This window comes from Haladaptatus sp. HS23 (assembly GCF_056892285.1).
This window is the reverse complement of the sequence record NZ_JBXGLH010000017.1, coordinates 14,204-28,357: the sequence shown is the minus strand read 5'-3', so window position 1 is coordinate 28,357 and position 14,154 is coordinate 14,204. Positions and strand designations below refer to the sequence as shown.

The window sequence follows — 14,154 nt, the reverse complement described above, 5'->3', positions numbered from 1 at the left end:
GGAGGGTCGTTTGTATGGTTGGGTTGATCGGTATTCTTGGTGACTATTCTGGTTCTACTTCGAAAATTGCGAATTCATTACACGGATCGGAAGAATCGACCACCTCTACCTACAGAACCACGTCCGCTACTGTTCATATGGCGTTTCACTCACAGGCAAACGATAGTCAACCAGTTTGGTGCCGCGATGGCGAAGTCCAAATGTGGCTCCTGGGTGAAGCGTACGGTTTCCAGGACAAATCCGGATATACTTCCCGTCCATCCTCAATGGCAAGCGTTGAGTTTTGCGCATCGCTCTACGAACGACTCGGCTGGGAATTCCTTACTGGTCTTAACGGTAATTTCGTCGGTATCGTCTACGATCACGTTAGTGAGACCGTCTCAATTTTTCTCGACCGATTCGGGACTCATCCCGTTTTTCACGCCCGAGTCGATGGAACGCTTGTGTTTTCGACACAAATCCAACTACTTCCTTCTTTCTCACAGATCAGCCGTCGATTTGATCACGAATATCTCTTCGAATATCTTACGCTTCGCAGAGTTTTCGGGACTAAGACACCACTTCGTGATATCGAAAAGTTTCCTCCGGCATCTGTCACGACATACGACCTCTCCACTCACGAAGTTACGTCAGAGATCTACTGGACCCCTCACTATCAACCGGAGGACAAACCGTTCGAGCACTTCGTCGAAACGTTCATCAACGTTTTCCAGGACGTCATCGACGAGCGTTTGAACTCGGATCGTGAGCCCGGTCTCATGTTGAGTGGTGGAAGCGACTCACGGTTGATTTTAGCTGCCGCAAATCGTCAACTTACCGCCTTTCATCTCGCTGAGTGGAACAATCGAGAAGCACGGATCGCCGAACAGGTCGCCGAAATCGGCAACGCAGACCTTCGAATCCTCCACCGAACGGATACCACGTATCTGGAAACGTTACCGAAGAACGCGTCGCTTTCCAATTTCGATGGCTACTACTTCCAAGGCTATCTCACCCCCTTCGCGGACGAAATCACCGAGTCGGTTGATTCGCTCTTCACCGGCCTCTATGCTGATACGCTGTTCAAAAGTTATCCTATTCCAACCCGTTCACAATCGCTCGGATCATTGGGAACGCTCACGTTACCGGTCGGCGTCGAGATGAGCTCACTGACGGATATTCTCGAGTACTGGATTTCTTCGGGCGGGACGGCGCTCGCTTCGCCGCCGGAATACCTCACCACGTCTCACGACCTCCATGAAATCCTGTCCGCGAATGTCGTTCAGGATAATGGGAAAATCGATCACCACGGCATACGCTACGATTCATTGGACGACTTGCTCGTCTGTAGCACGTACTATCCCCTCTCGAACGATTCCGAGTTAATCAATCTACATAGCCTCCGCCAGCTGTGTCCGTCTCACATTCCCTTCTTGGATAACCGGCTCGTAGATTTACACCTTCGAATACCCAAAAGATACCGCCTCCGACGCGATCTCATCAATCGGGCCGTCCAACGGCTTGCTCCCGAACTCGCAGCTATCCCACATCCATCATCGGATGTCCCGATCGCGCGGTCTTATCCAGTGCAGTATCTCGGGCGACAAGTGGCCAGCTTCCGACGCAAACACTTACCGAGACACCAACCACCAAAATATCACCTCAATCAAGATTCGTGGCGGGATCACGCGAGGTTTGCTCGCCACGAAGACTTCGTAATCGATGCCATCCGCAAGCACAAGCCTACGATCCAGGCACTTCCATTCTTGGATTGGAAGGGGGTAAAAACGGTCTATCGAAAGCATCAGAACGGAGAAAACAGGACTGCGGAACTGTACACGCTTCTTACCCTGTTGGAGATGCCGATGATAAAGCAGGCGACGATGATGAATCAAATGCACTCCTTTTCGCCCGGTGCAGCGGAAGAAAGTGCATAGCCCGACACTATGTCATTCGCCGTCGGATCCCCTTGGAAATTTCGGATCGTGCTATACGAACCGTTGGGAGTGGATCGTCTACGTGGAAGTAATCGAAGTTCGGCATCTCATAACACGAAAGCAGAATCTCCTTTATGGCTGCAGAAAGCGGTGGACGACCAACGATTGATGAATCGTCGCGGACGATGCTCGTGAGGTATTCCAGCTCGCCGATCATGTAATGCGTTCCGACACCGACCTCGTATCCCGGTTCGATCGAGTCGGTGTTGCCGATCGCCTGAAGCCGGTACCAGAACGGGAAATCCGCACCTGCAGCCGTCGCACATGCAAGTGATTGCCACATCCGTGGGTTGATTTCGACGAGTTTGAATTCACCAGTTGTCGCATCTTCGACGTATTCGATACACGCGAGCCCATGCCATTCGAGTTCATCGAGGATCGCTCGACCCGCTGTTTCTAAGCTCGGAATCTCGACGGATTCACGGTATACACCACCACCACCGGTATACGAATCCCCGCGAATCTGTCGATGCTGAAACGTCGCGAGCGGTTTACCGTGGTCGTAGAGCGCACCGAATACGTACTCGTCCGTTCCATCGATGTACTCTTGGACGATCGGGACATGGTCCATTGCTTCGCACGTTGTCGCGATATCGAGTGACTCGTTCGACGGAACGTGCTGTACCGACTTGACGATCGACGACTCGGATGGCTCATACGAGTCGATGTACTCGTCGACGAGCAGGTTGTATCGCGATTTGACGACCCGATCGACCTCCCATTCGGTGGCTTCGTCCAGTAGACGTGTCTCCGGCACTGGTACCCCTGTGCGCTCTGCAATATCCATCAGCTGCTTTCGATCATGTACTCTCTTCAATGTCTCAAGTGGCGGGACGACGAGGCTAACGTATCGATCGAATTCGTCGTGATACTTCGAGAGGACGTATGTATCCTGTGGACGATGTGGAATAATCGTGTGCACGTCCGGACGGGCAGCGATTCCCAGAAGTGCGTCCTTGTACGCCAGTATTTCGTACGAGGGCGGAACTCGTACGACTTCGTCGCAGAATCGGGATGCGGCAACCGGAAGGTATTCATCTGCGACTGCGACGATCGTTCGTATGTTTGCCCGGCTAAGTGATCGAACGGATGCATACCCATGTGGATACCGTGAAGCGGGTATCACAACCCCCTTTGGTTCGTCTCTCCCCACCGCTTCGTTAGTCGTTCTCATGGTATTCATCCGGTATAGGAAAAGAGAGGCTCTCCAATCTGTCTTTTGTCCCCCTAGGACGAATTCTTGAGGGCATCGATGGCCGATCAACATCCGCCGCAGAGTGAATCGTTTCGCACACTACGACAGATAAGTTCCTCTGGATTCTGGGTCGCTTCGAGTAGTTGGACGTTCATACCAGAGGAAGGCAATTACTCCATCAAAATACTGTGTATCGTAGTTCAATCAAAGGACCCAACACTGGTCGGAATTAGATAATCTGTTCTCAACCGTCCATTTGAACTTCTGTTTCCCATCCACCAGTAGGAACTACTGCATCAGCTTCATCTCGACTAAAGCGTCCTCGTGTGCTAAGTTAGAAACCTCAACGAACGTACTCGCGGGATAGTTCGGCCGAGTAAAAAATCGCCCCGGATCTCATGAATGAGACGCCGATTCTTGGCTGTCAGATGTGGTTCTCGAATGTGGATCCGGTTTCGAACAATACTCCGCATATCGCCTTCAAACTCTGAAACGAATCGCTCAAACAGCTCGAAGATATTCCGTGTCTGTGCCTCTAGATCGCCCCTCGTCCATCCTGTCCCTGAGATTTCCAATTGGATATGGTCCGAGTGATGGATTGCCACAGCCAGAGCGCTTGGTGGTTCGTCGATTTTTCTGACTCGATCTGTCCTGGACCTGGTTCGAGAATGGTTTTCTTCACTTCTTGACCCAGACTATCATTTGGCTAATAACTTTCGACGATTAAATGACTGCAAAAACAACCGACTGCCGATCGATTGAATGAACCCATACTATCATTTTCATAGACGATTCTTCCCCGACCATCTATTCATCTGGAATTATCGTCATTACTCGTTTGCTCCGCAAATCGGCCCTGCTCATCGCGTTCACTCTAACCGCTAGCTTACTAACCGAATAGCGCCGCTGAGGATAATCAGCAGGGCTGCAAGAACGACTGTCCAAACCGTATACTTTCCCACAGTGAACTCTGCTGGATCTTTGCAGAAAACCTCATAGATTGCTCCAACTGCCATACCACATCCACCTACTGCTTGAAGTACTAGTGGAATACTTTGCTCACCAGTGATCACAGATATCAATGCAGGGATACCTAGCGCTACGCCGCCAATCAGCGTAGAGACGTAAAAGAGATAGAATCGGTTCATACCACACTACTATGTTTGTCAAATTAAAATTCTTCTGGTCAGTCGTTGAGAAGATGTAAGTATCGTCTCCTTGCTCGTGACGCAGGGCACGCGTGCGAACAGGAAGGAAGGAAGGAAGGGTGGCGAGGGGAGAGCGTGTGGATCGGGAGTGATGGCGCCAAACCCACGAGACCGATTCAGGGAGTCATTGGCAACCGCGCCGCAATCTGTGGCTTAATGGAGACCGGTAAATGCTTTGTGCTACTATTCGAACCAAAGACAATCTGCACGACCATTCTCTCAACTGACTCCACTGCTCACCGAGCGATCACAGACAGAACGTTGATTCGCATATCGCTGCAAGAATCTTGTCGCCAGTTGGTCCCTCTACCCATTAGCTATGATTGGTGTGTAGTGGTGAAGTGCTACCCAAGAAAATACATAAGGAGAAAGAAGACGACGAGAATGCCAAGAAGTACTACCATTGCCTTGATTGAATCGGACTTGAGGACTGGAGTCCCAGAGCCTGTCGGGTCTCCATCCATCCTGTCCATTCCATCTCCACCAGTTCCGTCCATACATTCACAACTCATTTTCTACTAATAAATTTTCTCCAACAAATTTCTACAATTTCTCAAGTTGTCAGTTGCATCTCCATCACCGGGCAGACGCTATCACTCTGATTAGATCTGCGAACGAATCTGCCGAAAGATTCTGGCGCTGCCGAGACAGCACAGAACCGCACACAGGCCGAACAATTTTCCTTCGACGTCGATGCCTCCGGACTCGTAACAGTCACCAACGAGAGCCACGAGACCCCGCAGACCATCAGTATACAGTCTCCATCGACGATGTGACCGAGGAACTGATGGCGTGCACCTGCCCGCACCACGTCCACCGCAACGCGTTCTGCAAGCACATGGACGCCGTCGACAACGCGACTGACGACGGGACGCTTGACGCATTCCTTCGGAGGACGACAAAGAGGCCGAACCCGAAGACTGCGACTGTGACGGCCTGAATGGATTCCCGTGTTGGCCATGCGTGAGAACAGGACGGACGGAACTGCCGAACGAACCACCGCTTCAGTCTCTATTTCTACGACCCTGATATGTGATCGCTAGACAGTTAGGATTCATACGCGTTGAGACTACTCTTTTCCTTCTGTAGCTCGCTCTCACAGCATATGAGCGAAGCCTGTACGTATTGTGGGAGTGATGTGCATGTACACTCCCCCGTTTTTGTCGACGAAGAACAAAGCGGAGAGCGGACCACTATCGGAAAGTTCTGTAATTATGCGTGTTTGGCCCAGTACATCGAGGAGAATGAACTCGAGACAGGAGCTTGCTGCCAACTCGATCTTTCTTGACGAGTGATCCTGTGTTTTTTCCCAGTGATCGACGGTACCCCTCGTACCAATGACACTGCTCGACCCAGCGCGAACACAAGCCACTACAAAACAGGATCTTTGAGTCCATTTCACGATACACCGCCTCAACGAGGATTGTAGAGTATGATAGTCTGTTTGATGAAATGAGAACGGTGTCAAATCGCAGGAGTGGTATGCTAGCACATATCTACCCATATGCTTTTGGGCGACGTACATACGACTTGGTGAAGAACCATGGCGAGCACTGCGGCTAAAAGCAACGTCGAACTCGTGCAGGGCGTCTACGACGCGTTCAACGAGGGTGACATCGACACTCCGATGGCCACAATGGACGAGGATATCGAGTGGACTGAGCCTGAGGGCGACATCTACGGTGGAACGTACCACGGTCCAGAGGAAGTCCTAGAGAACGTTTTTACCCCCTGTCTCGAGGACTTCGAGGATTTTCAGGTCGACACCAACAAATTCATCGACGGCGGTGACACGATCGTTGTCCTCGGTACCTTCCATGGAATGCACAGAACGTCGGGCAAGCCCCTTGCTGTTCCCTTTGCGCACGTCTGTGAACTGGAAGACGGTCGGATGACCCGGTTCATCGACTACTTAGACACAGTCCTCTGGCAGAAGACGTACGAGGTGTAATCGGGGCACAGAGTAGCCCATCCCTTGTATTTGAGACGAGATGATTATCCCCACATAATCAGTTGGCAATTGGTAGCTTATTGAAGAAGAAAGCCTCATCCTCCGAGCGAAAATGGCAATTATGGAAAGCGACGAATGCCCGTCGCGTCGACGGCTGTAGCGTACAGGGGCAGTGCAGGAACTACGGTTGCAACAGCACCCTGATTAAACTCATGGAACAGCCCTCTGAGATCCTCGATGGTCGTGGTATCGAATCCAACGTGGCGAAGACCGTCAGGGGTCAACCGTGGACGATACGGAATAGAGTTGACGTGCTCAGAGACTCGTTCGTTCGCCACCTCACAAGCACGATCAAAGGTATCCGATTTCAGAATCGGTTCAAGATTGAACCACAGCGGGTTGAGCAGTGCTGGCCATTGGGCGAGACACCGGTAGATGCTCGGTAGACCGCTATCGAATCCGTGGAACGCCTGAATTCCCGAGATCGTGTCGTCCAATTCGTCAGGGATTTCGTCGAAGCCGATCATCGTCGGTGAGATACCTCGGTTACCGTCAAGCCAGTTCGGGGAGGGTGCCGTCGTCTCTCGATTTGTGTTCGGATTTTCACCAATAGGGTTGTCGTGAAGCGTCCGATCCATCACTTCAAACAAAACAGCGAGTCGAGGGGCAACGATATCGAACGTTGCGAGTTGGCCGCAGAGTTCTCGGTATTCCGATGGAACGATGTCGATCTCTTCACAGCGATACACTGGAAGGTCGGCCGACTTCTCGACCGTCGAGAGAATCCCATCGCGGTATTCGACGGAAAATCGGGCAAATGCGCGCGTATCGAAAACGGGCTTCAACTGCCCCCACGCGTAGCGAAGGAATGTGGGATAGTTGGCCATTGTCGTCCGGAAAATCCAGTTGATAAACGGCGCACGGAAGGTCCGTTTGATGTCGTCGTAGATACCGCGCTGCCAGCCTGTCGCCTCAATTTCGTGGATTTGGTCAGTCGTATTCATGGTCGTTACTTCTGGAGGAACGTCCGTAGTTCCTCTCGGTAAGATTCGGGGCGATCCTCGGTCACCCAGTGATATGCCTCATCTAGCGGTGTTACCTTACCATCGATTTCTTCCGCGAGCCGTTCCCCGTACTCGATCGGCTGCAACTGGTCGTCTGCCCCCCAGAGACAGAGGAGATCTGCTTCGATGTTCTCGTAGGAGATTTCGGTCGTATGGTTCGTGTTCGTCGCAACAGCACACCGGCAGGCGGAGACCTGCCCTTCTTCCGAGTCCCAGGGAGCAAGCATTCCCTCGACAAAGGCTTCGTCAGCCTCCTCATAGGTTCCCTGTGAGAAGGTAGAACGCATCTCTTCGAGAAACTCGTCATGCGGAGTTTCTGCGGTTTTAGGTAACCCGAGGTCAGTAATCACTTGCACCGGCCACGAGTCGTAACAGGTCGCGTTCGAACAAACGAGCTTGTCGACGCGACTGGGGTTGTGTGCGGCATAGCGCAGTGCGACACCGCCACCGATATCATGGGAAACGAACGAGACGGAGTCGATTCCGAGCTGATCAAGAAAATCACCGATCGCCTCTTCCTGTGCACGAATCGATCGATCAAAGTGGTCGTCCATAGATGAATTTCCATATCCGATTAGATCAGGGACGATAACCCGATATTCATCGGCGATTTCAGGAGCGATGTCTCGCCAGAGAAACGACCAAGTGGGGATTCCATGGAGAAAAATGACTGGATCACCAGTCCCTTCCTCGTAATAGGCGATCGTGAGTTCGTGCCCATCTACCGACACAGTGGTTGTTTGCTGTTTATCTGCCCACTCTGTATACTGGGTCATGGACAAAACATCACCAACAATGTGCATAGGGGTTTTGTCCAAATACAGCTACCGGGTACAGATGCGCCGAGCGGTAGCGATGGCACACCGCCAACCGAGCGTGGTCGGTTTGACCGTACGCAACGCCACACTACGAACGTCGCCGCCGAGCACTTCCCCGAACTGCCGGTCGAAACAATCAACTGGGAGGTTTCACACCGAGCCCAATGACAGGCGGGCGTGACGAAGTACGACCCTGCAACAGAGGCAATCACAATTGCGCTGACCTGGACGGCCTACGAACAACATGGCTGGGAGCAATTCAGTGAAACCGTCCGGCACGAACTGATTCACGCGTGGCAGTACCACGAGTTCGGCGACGCGGATCACGGCGCAACGTTCGCCCGCTGGACGAACCACCTCGACACCTCACGGCACTGCGAACACTTCACTACGCCCAAGTGGTGGCTTGTCTGTGAGGACTGCGGCGGTCGGGTTGCCCGCTATCGACGCTCGAAAACAGTACGTCACCCCGAGCAGTACAGCTGTAGCAAGTGCGGTGGGTCGTTCCGCGTTGAGGAGGGCAACGGCCACTGATCAGCTTTCATTTAAGTAGTTCTCGCGATAAGCCGTAGTTACGAGGAAGATTTTCGCGCGGTACAATTGACTTGCAGAGTAGTGCCTCGATCCTTGAGGGTTACGTTTGATTTGCCAGCGTTAGTATTGTATACTAACGTCTATCTCTCGCGCTGAGTTTTCTCTTCTTGTCTGTCCTGTGATTACGAACGGTCGTAATAGACGCGGTTAGGATGATCTCAAGGGACTGTCTTCGATCACGGTAGTGCAAAACGGTCGGGATGCTTCATATGCTCCGACGCGGGTGGCGAGGTGAAGGGTCCAACAACAATGATGAGAGCGGTGTCAAGTGTTATATTGTCTTCTTACTATATCCAAATTAATGGCACCATTTCTGCTCATAGATGGTTTTGAGCTCGTATTTATAGCCCTGATGCTTGTCGTGTCTGCCGCCATCCTTTTCGGCGTCCTCGGTGGACTCGGTTACTTCATTCTTCGCGTCCGGTCAGGCGGGAGTGTTGACGAACGGCTTGACCGCATGGAACGGATGATTGGTCGGTTAGAAGCCCACGTTGAGCACCTCCAAGACGAGCGTGACGAGCAACGATAGCATTGGTTTCAGATTGCTACTTCTGGTCGTACATAAATTAATAATTAATCACATCGTTTACTATGCCATGAGCGAAACAATCGTCTCGACACCTGAACTCACTCCCAGCGACAAGTGGTGGATTCCAATTGGAGTGCTTGCTGCCCTCGTCCCAATTATTGCTCTCATTGCAATTGCTCTGCCACCTGACGTCTACACGTCGTTGATCACCGCACCGTTTGCTCTGCTTGGCGGTGTTTTAACGCTCCTCTCACCGCTCATCATCTACTTCGATAAGCAGTATGTTACTGCCGTTTCCGACTGGAACCCGTCTGGATGGTATTATTGGATGATCGTTCCTGTGATTGGATTCGTGCTTCCCTACCTGTATCTCTATGAACGACACAAGTACGTGGGTACCCATAATTTGCCACCTACAGATACTACCAGTTGAAATTTGGTTATAGAATCTCTCAGGTACCGTGGGAGTAATTTTGCCACTTCTCTAGTCAAAAGTGATCACTAGGACGAAATCGTAAACAGAGTCTCTGACTCACGAGAGTAATGTCAAAGAGGTATTTCACTCACCACGAAGCTTATTCCTCAATACACCTATGAACTGATATGAAACGCCGAACCGTGCTCATAAGCCTGGGAACGCTGTTCCCCATCTCATCTGGCTGTCTCGGTCGAGCGTCCTCAGGCAACACACCGTTTCCAAAATGGGTATCAGTAACACAAATCGATGCAGTCCCAAAACGGTATCCAGTTGACCTGACTATCGAAGTCACACAAGCAACGATAACAAACGCTCAAACAGCCCATCTCAGGACTACCGCGACCAATACTGGTGACACAACCAGAAAGTTCGACGTTCCCTACTACAAAGGCGCTAGTTCAAGCGCAGGAGAATCTGGCATTCTTCTCTATGCACTCAAGGCACCAGATAGTCCACCAGCTGACTACGCACCGGAGTGCATTGGAACCGACGGGAAATCGAAGCACGAACTCATCTGGACGAATGAATTTCCGACACCAGCATCGCTTGAGCCGGGACAGTCCTCGACAGAGAAACTGATCGTCGTTGATGATCCGACCAAGTACGGCTGTCTCCCGACTGGAGAGTATCGATTCGAGGCCGCCTATAATATTCACGACGAAGACGGGTATGATGAGACGTTCACGTGGGGATTCACGCTTGAGGTCAGTGAAGATGAGCCATAGACGAGTGAGTACAGCTGCAAAATCATTGCCGATGTCTTCGCTTACAATAGCTTGCTTTTACTTATGAAACGTCGTGCACTCCTCTCATTGGCTGCGCTTACATTCTTTGGTGGTTGTATAGGCGATCTTAGTGGTGTGACTAACCGCTCCCACTCAATTACCGGTCGAAAATTCACTATCTACGAGTCAGGCAGTCCGGATGTCAACGATTTCCCTGGGCCAACCGAACAACCGATTGTCTCCTTCAAACCGGAGTCGAAGCAGGTGATCGTTCGAGCAGCACTCTATGTTGGATCAAGCACATGCAACAAAGCAGATCTGAAGGATGTCTCCTACAACGAAGGCTCGCAGACCCTCACAGTGACTGTCGGTAATACGGATACCTCATCTTGGCTTGGCGGTGGTTGCACAGCTGATGAGAGTGCTGATGCATACCGCTTAGTCGTGACAATGAAAGAGCAACTACCGACAACGGTCAGAGTCAAGCAAACTGGCTCATCTGCGAAGTCAGTAACAGTCCGGCGACCATAGTTGGCGCTCTGTCGGTAGCAACGGCGTTTCTCACCTGATCACTCGAGATCAGGTGTCCCCAAACCTGCTTAATGTACCACCCAGCAGTGAAATCAGAAGCGAAGTCAGGGAGACGGCAGGAAACTATCTTTACGGCACCCCCTTAGCTCACTGCTGATTCGAGCTACTAACCAATCATTTTGAGCGATTCTGAATTTTCATCACCTGGGCTGCCATCAATATTGTGGGGTTCTATTACTATATGTCCCCTAACAAATATTACCCTGCTTTTCAAATCACCAATCATGCCCTCCCGCCGTTCGGTCCTTGCTACAAGTGGTCTCACCGCCAGCGCTGCCCTCTCAGGATGCACAATGATCACTGGCCCGCCGGGGACTGCTGCAACCATCTCAGGGGGCATGCTCGATATTTCCGATGTCAAGTCAGCTCCTGTCGTTGCACGTGCCGAGACAAACTCCGATGGCAATGACTGTCCAAACGGAGCAGTTTACATGGAGGCTACTCTCTTCGAAAAAAGCCACGCCAATAACCAAACACGGCTTGTGCTGCTGACGAAGTATAATGTCATCACAGGCGATAGTGGGTGCTCAACGAATTGGAAACAGGCGGGCATTGCAGTCCAGCACAACTGGCGGACAGAGGATCTGTCGAACGATGGGGTCTGTACGAATTGGCAGTCAAACGTTGTACCCGCCAATAATGATGATCAGAAGCAAGCGACAGTAGAACAAAAACATTCGACAGAGACAGCAGACTGGCGAATCCATTTGACACCACCCACGACGAGTTCGGGAACGTATCAGTTCATCTCAGAATTTGTCAATCCAGGTCGTTTAACTGCCGGTGACATTCTTGTGGAAACCCAGGCTAAGACACAGGTTACCCAAGGGTGGTTTGGTGGAGACGATGTACTCAAGACCACAGCAACGATGACGTATGGGGACACAGACGGATAATTCCCCTAATTCAACTTTGACTGAAGTAGCGGCTGTGATTTGCTCTGTTTAGTTCAAGGGTGGGATGCCGAATACTCGCCGCCGAGCGAATAACCGCTACTCGTGACCAGTGGACAGTCGGCCGGCAGAAACCAGACGGGGTGCCCACCCAGCTGAAACACAGCGGTTTTCATCTGCTTTTCCACCGGATAGATAGTCAATTCTAACTCCTGACAGTCCCGCTGGTAACACACCAGAGTTCCGCTGTAAACAGCGCTCACTCGACAGTCCCACCATTACTAAACCTACCACTCTCCTGCTGGTACGCAGAGGACAGTCCACCGGGCTCTAGCCGGCTCATCTCTCCTGTACTGTTCATCTTGGACAGTCCTTTCAGCATGAGACCATCGGAGTTCGGGGTGTGCTGGTGGTCAAATATGACAGTCCATCTGTAGTGGTCGGCGAACACGGTAATCTGTCGTTCGTGGATAGTCTTCCGTGCTGTTCATCTCCTGCTGTCGTGGGTCGCTTCATTGAAACTGCGGTGTCTCGCTGGAGACGGCACCCCCGTGGTGGGCTTGGGTCGGCACCCAGATCATGCCGTCACACCAGATTTCAGACGGTGTGTGCTCCTGTTAGCACCCGTTCTGGCATCCTGGTTGGCACTCAGATCTGCGTGAAGCCAGTGGGCACCCCAACCAATGCTTCCACTGGCACCCCACTATCGTCGCTCATCGGATTTTGTCGTCCTGTCCCGGAAGAGGACTGTCAGAACTCGTCGCTCTTGTTGACTGTTCTGTGCTGTCTCACAGCCTTTGTGTCTCGTACGTCGTCACTCGGTATTTGAGGTGGACCGCTCCTCGAGGTTCTTTCGTCTCGGTGACTGTCGTCCTCTCGTTAAACTGCACGTCCCTGCTGTCGGTACTGTCGCCTAGCTCGCTCCTCGTCGTACTGTGTATCTCTCGTTTTCAGCTCTCTTCTCGCTCCCGCTACACTGTCCGTGTCTGTCTCGCTCTCATTGACTGTCACCGGTTCTCGGTTTAACTATTTCTCCACCTTCGGCAAGCTATATCGCTCGCAGTTTGGGCTTTCTATTCGTGCTGTTGGACTGTCCCAGCTCGCGTTGTTCTCTGTCCCTCGGCTGTTGTTTTCGCATGGGGACTGTCGTTCTGTTCTTGCCCTGGTCCGTCGTGGTTCGTCTCTAGTGGACTGTCTCTGGTCTCGTTGTGATGCTTGTCGTTGCTTTGCTCTTGGTGGACTGTCCAGTTGTTTCTCGTCGTGTTTCCGCCGCTTTTCGTCACACCATTTGGATCCCGCTGGACGCCTTCTGGGGTGCCCATTTTCTCGCCCATTGTGGGGTGCTATTTTCACTTCGTCTCCGGGGTGCCAGCCGGGGGCGTTTCATCTGTCACCTCTACCTCTGTCGGTTGATACTTTGGGGTGCCACTACTCATGTCACAGCTGGTATCCACTCTCGCTCTCGGCAGGGTTTCTCCCCGCTGTTCATCTATGTGTCACTTCTGTCAGCTTCTTGCAGGCCTGGTTTCTCTCTATCTCTTCGCCCCCCTTGTTTGGCAGGTGCCTTTCCGTCGGGATGATGTAATCACGCCATATAGGAGGCTATATTTATGGCCTCACAGGGAAAATAACGCCTCATGAGCAATGGTTCAATCACTGAGGAGTCAGATGGAACGGTGCCTACCTTCGAGGAGATGCAAGACCGCCTCGGCCATCCTCGCCGCAACATCCTCCAAGTGTTGTTGTCCGCTGATAATACTGCAGTGAACACCTCGGAGCTACGGGAACACGCTGGCATTCCAACCGGCAGCATGACCCACCACATGGACCTACTGGAACGGTGGAAGTTAGTCGAAGAAATTGATCGGGTTCACATCGGCCAAGGATCACGGGCGATCGTGTGGCAGTTGACGGAGCGGGGTGAGCAGTTCTGCGAGGACGGGTTGGAACTCGCCGCACGAGATCTCGCCCATCCTAATGATGTGGAAGCACTCTGGGAACGGATCGAGGAGCTCGAGAAGGAAGTCGAGTCGCTACGCACCAAGCACGACAACGATATCGAGGACCTGCGTTCACGGACCAAGAAGGCAATTCAGAAACTCAAAGATAATTTGTAGTCCGCAACCAGCCAC

The 14,154-nt window shown here is 52.0% G+C and carries 15 protein-coding genes; 9 read left to right on the top strand and 6 right to left on the bottom strand.

Annotation, left to right across the window (positions count from 1 at the left end):
• The first annotated feature begins 14 nt into the window (after positions 1 to 14).
• Positions 15 to 1,916 carry an asparagine synthase-related protein gene (locus AC1XDK_RS26685; RefSeq protein ID WP_483353053.1) on the top strand — a complete coding sequence of 634 codons (1,902 nt, stop codon included), beginning with the start codon at positions 15 to 17 and terminating at the stop codon, positions 1,914 to 1,916.
• A gap of 7 nt (positions 1,917 to 1,923) precedes the next feature.
• Here AC1XDK_RS26685 and AC1XDK_RS26680 read toward each other — a convergent pair whose 3' ends face one another.
• The 3 genes from AC1XDK_RS26680 to AC1XDK_RS26670 form a co-directional block, all read right to left on the bottom strand.
• Positions 1,924 to 2,763: a carboxylate--amine ligase gene (locus tag AC1XDK_RS26680; RefSeq protein WP_483353052.1), complete on the bottom strand. Its 840-nt coding sequence runs from the start codon at positions 2,761 to 2,763 to the stop codon at positions 1,924 to 1,926.
• A gap of 1,289 nt (positions 2,764 to 4,052) precedes the next feature.
• Positions 4,053 to 4,319, bottom strand: coding sequence for a hypothetical protein (locus AC1XDK_RS26675; protein WP_483353051.1), 267 nt, complete (start codon positions 4,317 to 4,319; stop codon positions 4,053 to 4,055).
• 404 nt (positions 4,320 to 4,723) lie between these two features.
• Positions 4,724 to 4,876, bottom strand: coding sequence for a hypothetical protein (locus tag AC1XDK_RS26670; protein WP_483353050.1), 153 nt, complete (start codon positions 4,874 to 4,876; stop codon positions 4,724 to 4,726).
• 290 nt (positions 4,877 to 5,166) lie between these two features.
• Between AC1XDK_RS26670 and AC1XDK_RS26665 the strand changes: the two genes are divergently transcribed.
• Positions 5,167 to 5,319, top strand: a complete 153-nt coding sequence (locus AC1XDK_RS26665; protein ID WP_483353049.1) for a hypothetical protein — start codon at positions 5,167 to 5,169, stop codon at positions 5,317 to 5,319.
• Positions 5,320 to 5,922: 603 nt separating this feature from the next.
• The gene (locus AC1XDK_RS26660; protein ID WP_483353048.1) at positions 5,923 to 6,330 is read left to right on the top strand and encodes a nuclear transport factor 2 family protein; all 408 of its coding nucleotides are present in this window, start codon (positions 5,923 to 5,925) and stop codon (positions 6,328 to 6,330) included.
• Between the two features lie 119 nt (positions 6,331 to 6,449).
• On the opposite strand, the gene AC1XDK_RS26655 is transcribed toward AC1XDK_RS26660, so the two are convergent.
• The gene (locus AC1XDK_RS26655; RefSeq protein ID WP_483353047.1) at positions 6,450 to 7,334 is read right to left on the bottom strand and encodes a halocarboxylic acid dehydrogenase DehI family protein; all 885 of its coding nucleotides are present in this window, start codon (positions 7,332 to 7,334) and stop codon (positions 6,450 to 6,452) included.
• A 5-nt stretch (positions 7,335 to 7,339) separates the two neighbouring features.
• Positions 7,340 to 8,170: an alpha/beta fold hydrolase gene (locus AC1XDK_RS26650; protein WP_483353046.1), complete on the bottom strand. Its 831-nt coding sequence runs from the start codon at positions 8,168 to 8,170 to the stop codon at positions 7,340 to 7,342.
• A gap of 219 nt (positions 8,171 to 8,389) precedes the next feature.
• Between AC1XDK_RS26650 and AC1XDK_RS26645 the strand changes: the two genes are divergently transcribed.
• The 4 genes from AC1XDK_RS26645 to AC1XDK_RS26630 all read left to right on the top strand — a co-directional run bounded on the left by AC1XDK_RS26645 (position 8,390) and on the right by AC1XDK_RS26630 (position 10,538).
• Entirely contained in the window at positions 8,390 to 8,746 is a 357-nt protein-coding gene (locus AC1XDK_RS26645) for a SprT-like domain-containing protein (protein ID WP_483353045.1), read from the top strand.
• 421 nt (positions 8,747 to 9,167) lie between these two features.
• Entirely contained in the window at positions 9,168 to 9,335 is a 168-nt protein-coding gene (locus tag AC1XDK_RS26640; RefSeq protein WP_483353044.1) for a hypothetical protein, read from the top strand.
• A 67-nt stretch (positions 9,336 to 9,402) separates the two neighbouring features.
• The gene (locus AC1XDK_RS26635) at positions 9,403 to 9,768 is read left to right on the top strand and encodes a hypothetical protein (RefSeq protein ID WP_483353043.1); all 366 of its coding nucleotides are present in this window, start codon (positions 9,403 to 9,405) and stop codon (positions 9,766 to 9,768) included.
• Positions 9,769 to 9,938: 170 nt separating this feature from the next.
• A complete protein-coding gene (locus tag AC1XDK_RS26630; protein ID WP_483353042.1) occupies positions 9,939 to 10,538 on the top strand; it encodes a hypothetical protein in 600 nt (199 codons plus the stop codon).
• Between the two features lie 697 nt (positions 10,539 to 11,235).
• Here AC1XDK_RS26630 and AC1XDK_RS26625 read toward each other — a convergent pair.
• Positions 11,236 to 11,469: a hypothetical protein gene (locus AC1XDK_RS26625; protein WP_483353041.1), complete on the bottom strand. Its 234-nt coding sequence runs from the start codon at positions 11,467 to 11,469 to the stop codon at positions 11,236 to 11,238.
• Positions 11,470 to 11,560: 91 nt separating this feature from the next.
• Between AC1XDK_RS26625 and AC1XDK_RS26620 the strand changes: the two genes are divergently transcribed.
• Positions 11,561 to 12,025, top strand: a complete 465-nt coding sequence (locus tag AC1XDK_RS26620) for a hypothetical protein (protein ID WP_483353040.1) — start codon at positions 11,561 to 11,563, stop codon at positions 12,023 to 12,025.
• Between the two features lie 1,634 nt (positions 12,026 to 13,659).
• Positions 13,660 to 14,139, top strand: coding sequence for a transcriptional regulator (locus tag AC1XDK_RS26615; RefSeq protein WP_483353039.1), 480 nt, complete (start codon positions 13,660 to 13,662; stop codon positions 14,137 to 14,139).
• Positions 14,140 to 14,154: the final 15 nt, after the last annotated feature.

What these genes read in the sequence shown, in the direction of transcription:
- AC1XDK_RS26630 (WP_483353042.1), top strand. Translation starts at nt 9,939, where the DNA reads ATGAAACGCCGAACCGTGCTCATAAGCCTGGGAACGCTGTTCCCCATC.
- AC1XDK_RS26615 (WP_483353039.1), top strand. Translation starts at nt 13,660, where the DNA reads ATGAGCAATGGTTCAATCACTGAGGAGTCAGATGGAACGGTGCCTACC.
- AC1XDK_RS26625 (WP_483353041.1), bottom strand. Translation starts at nt 11,469, where the DNA reads ATGCCCCCTGAGATGGTTGCAGCAGTCCCCGGCGGGCCAGTGATCATT.
- AC1XDK_RS26665 (WP_483353049.1), top strand. Translation starts at nt 5,167, where the DNA reads ATGGCGTGCACCTGCCCGCACCACGTCCACCGCAACGCGTTCTGCAAG.
- AC1XDK_RS26655 (WP_483353047.1), bottom strand. Translation starts at nt 7,334, where the DNA reads ATGAATACGACTGACCAAATCCACGAAATTGAGGCGACAGGCTGGCAG.
- AC1XDK_RS26670 (WP_483353050.1), bottom strand. Translation starts at nt 4,876, where the DNA reads ATGGACGGAACTGGTGGAGATGGAATGGACAGGATGGATGGAGACCCG.
- AC1XDK_RS26650 (WP_483353046.1), bottom strand. Translation starts at nt 8,170, where the DNA reads ATGACCCAGTATACAGAGTGGGCAGATAAACAGCAAACAACCACTGTG.
- AC1XDK_RS26620 (WP_483353040.1), top strand. Translation starts at nt 11,561, where the DNA reads ATGGAGGCTACTCTCTTCGAAAAAAGCCACGCCAATAACCAAACACGG.
- AC1XDK_RS26685 (WP_483353053.1), top strand. Translation starts at nt 15, where the DNA reads ATGGTTGGGTTGATCGGTATTCTTGGTGACTATTCTGGTTCTACTTCG.
- AC1XDK_RS26680 (WP_483353052.1), bottom strand. Translation starts at nt 2,763, where the DNA reads ATGGATATTGCAGAGCGCACAGGGGTACCAGTGCCGGAGACACGTCTA.
- AC1XDK_RS26635 (WP_483353043.1), top strand. Translation starts at nt 9,403, where the DNA reads ATGAGCGAAACAATCGTCTCGACACCTGAACTCACTCCCAGCGACAAG.
- AC1XDK_RS26675 (WP_483353051.1), bottom strand. Translation starts at nt 4,319, where the DNA reads ATGAACCGATTCTATCTCTTTTACGTCTCTACGCTGATTGGCGGCGTA.
- AC1XDK_RS26660 (WP_483353048.1), top strand. Translation starts at nt 5,923, where the DNA reads ATGGCGAGCACTGCGGCTAAAAGCAACGTCGAACTCGTGCAGGGCGTC.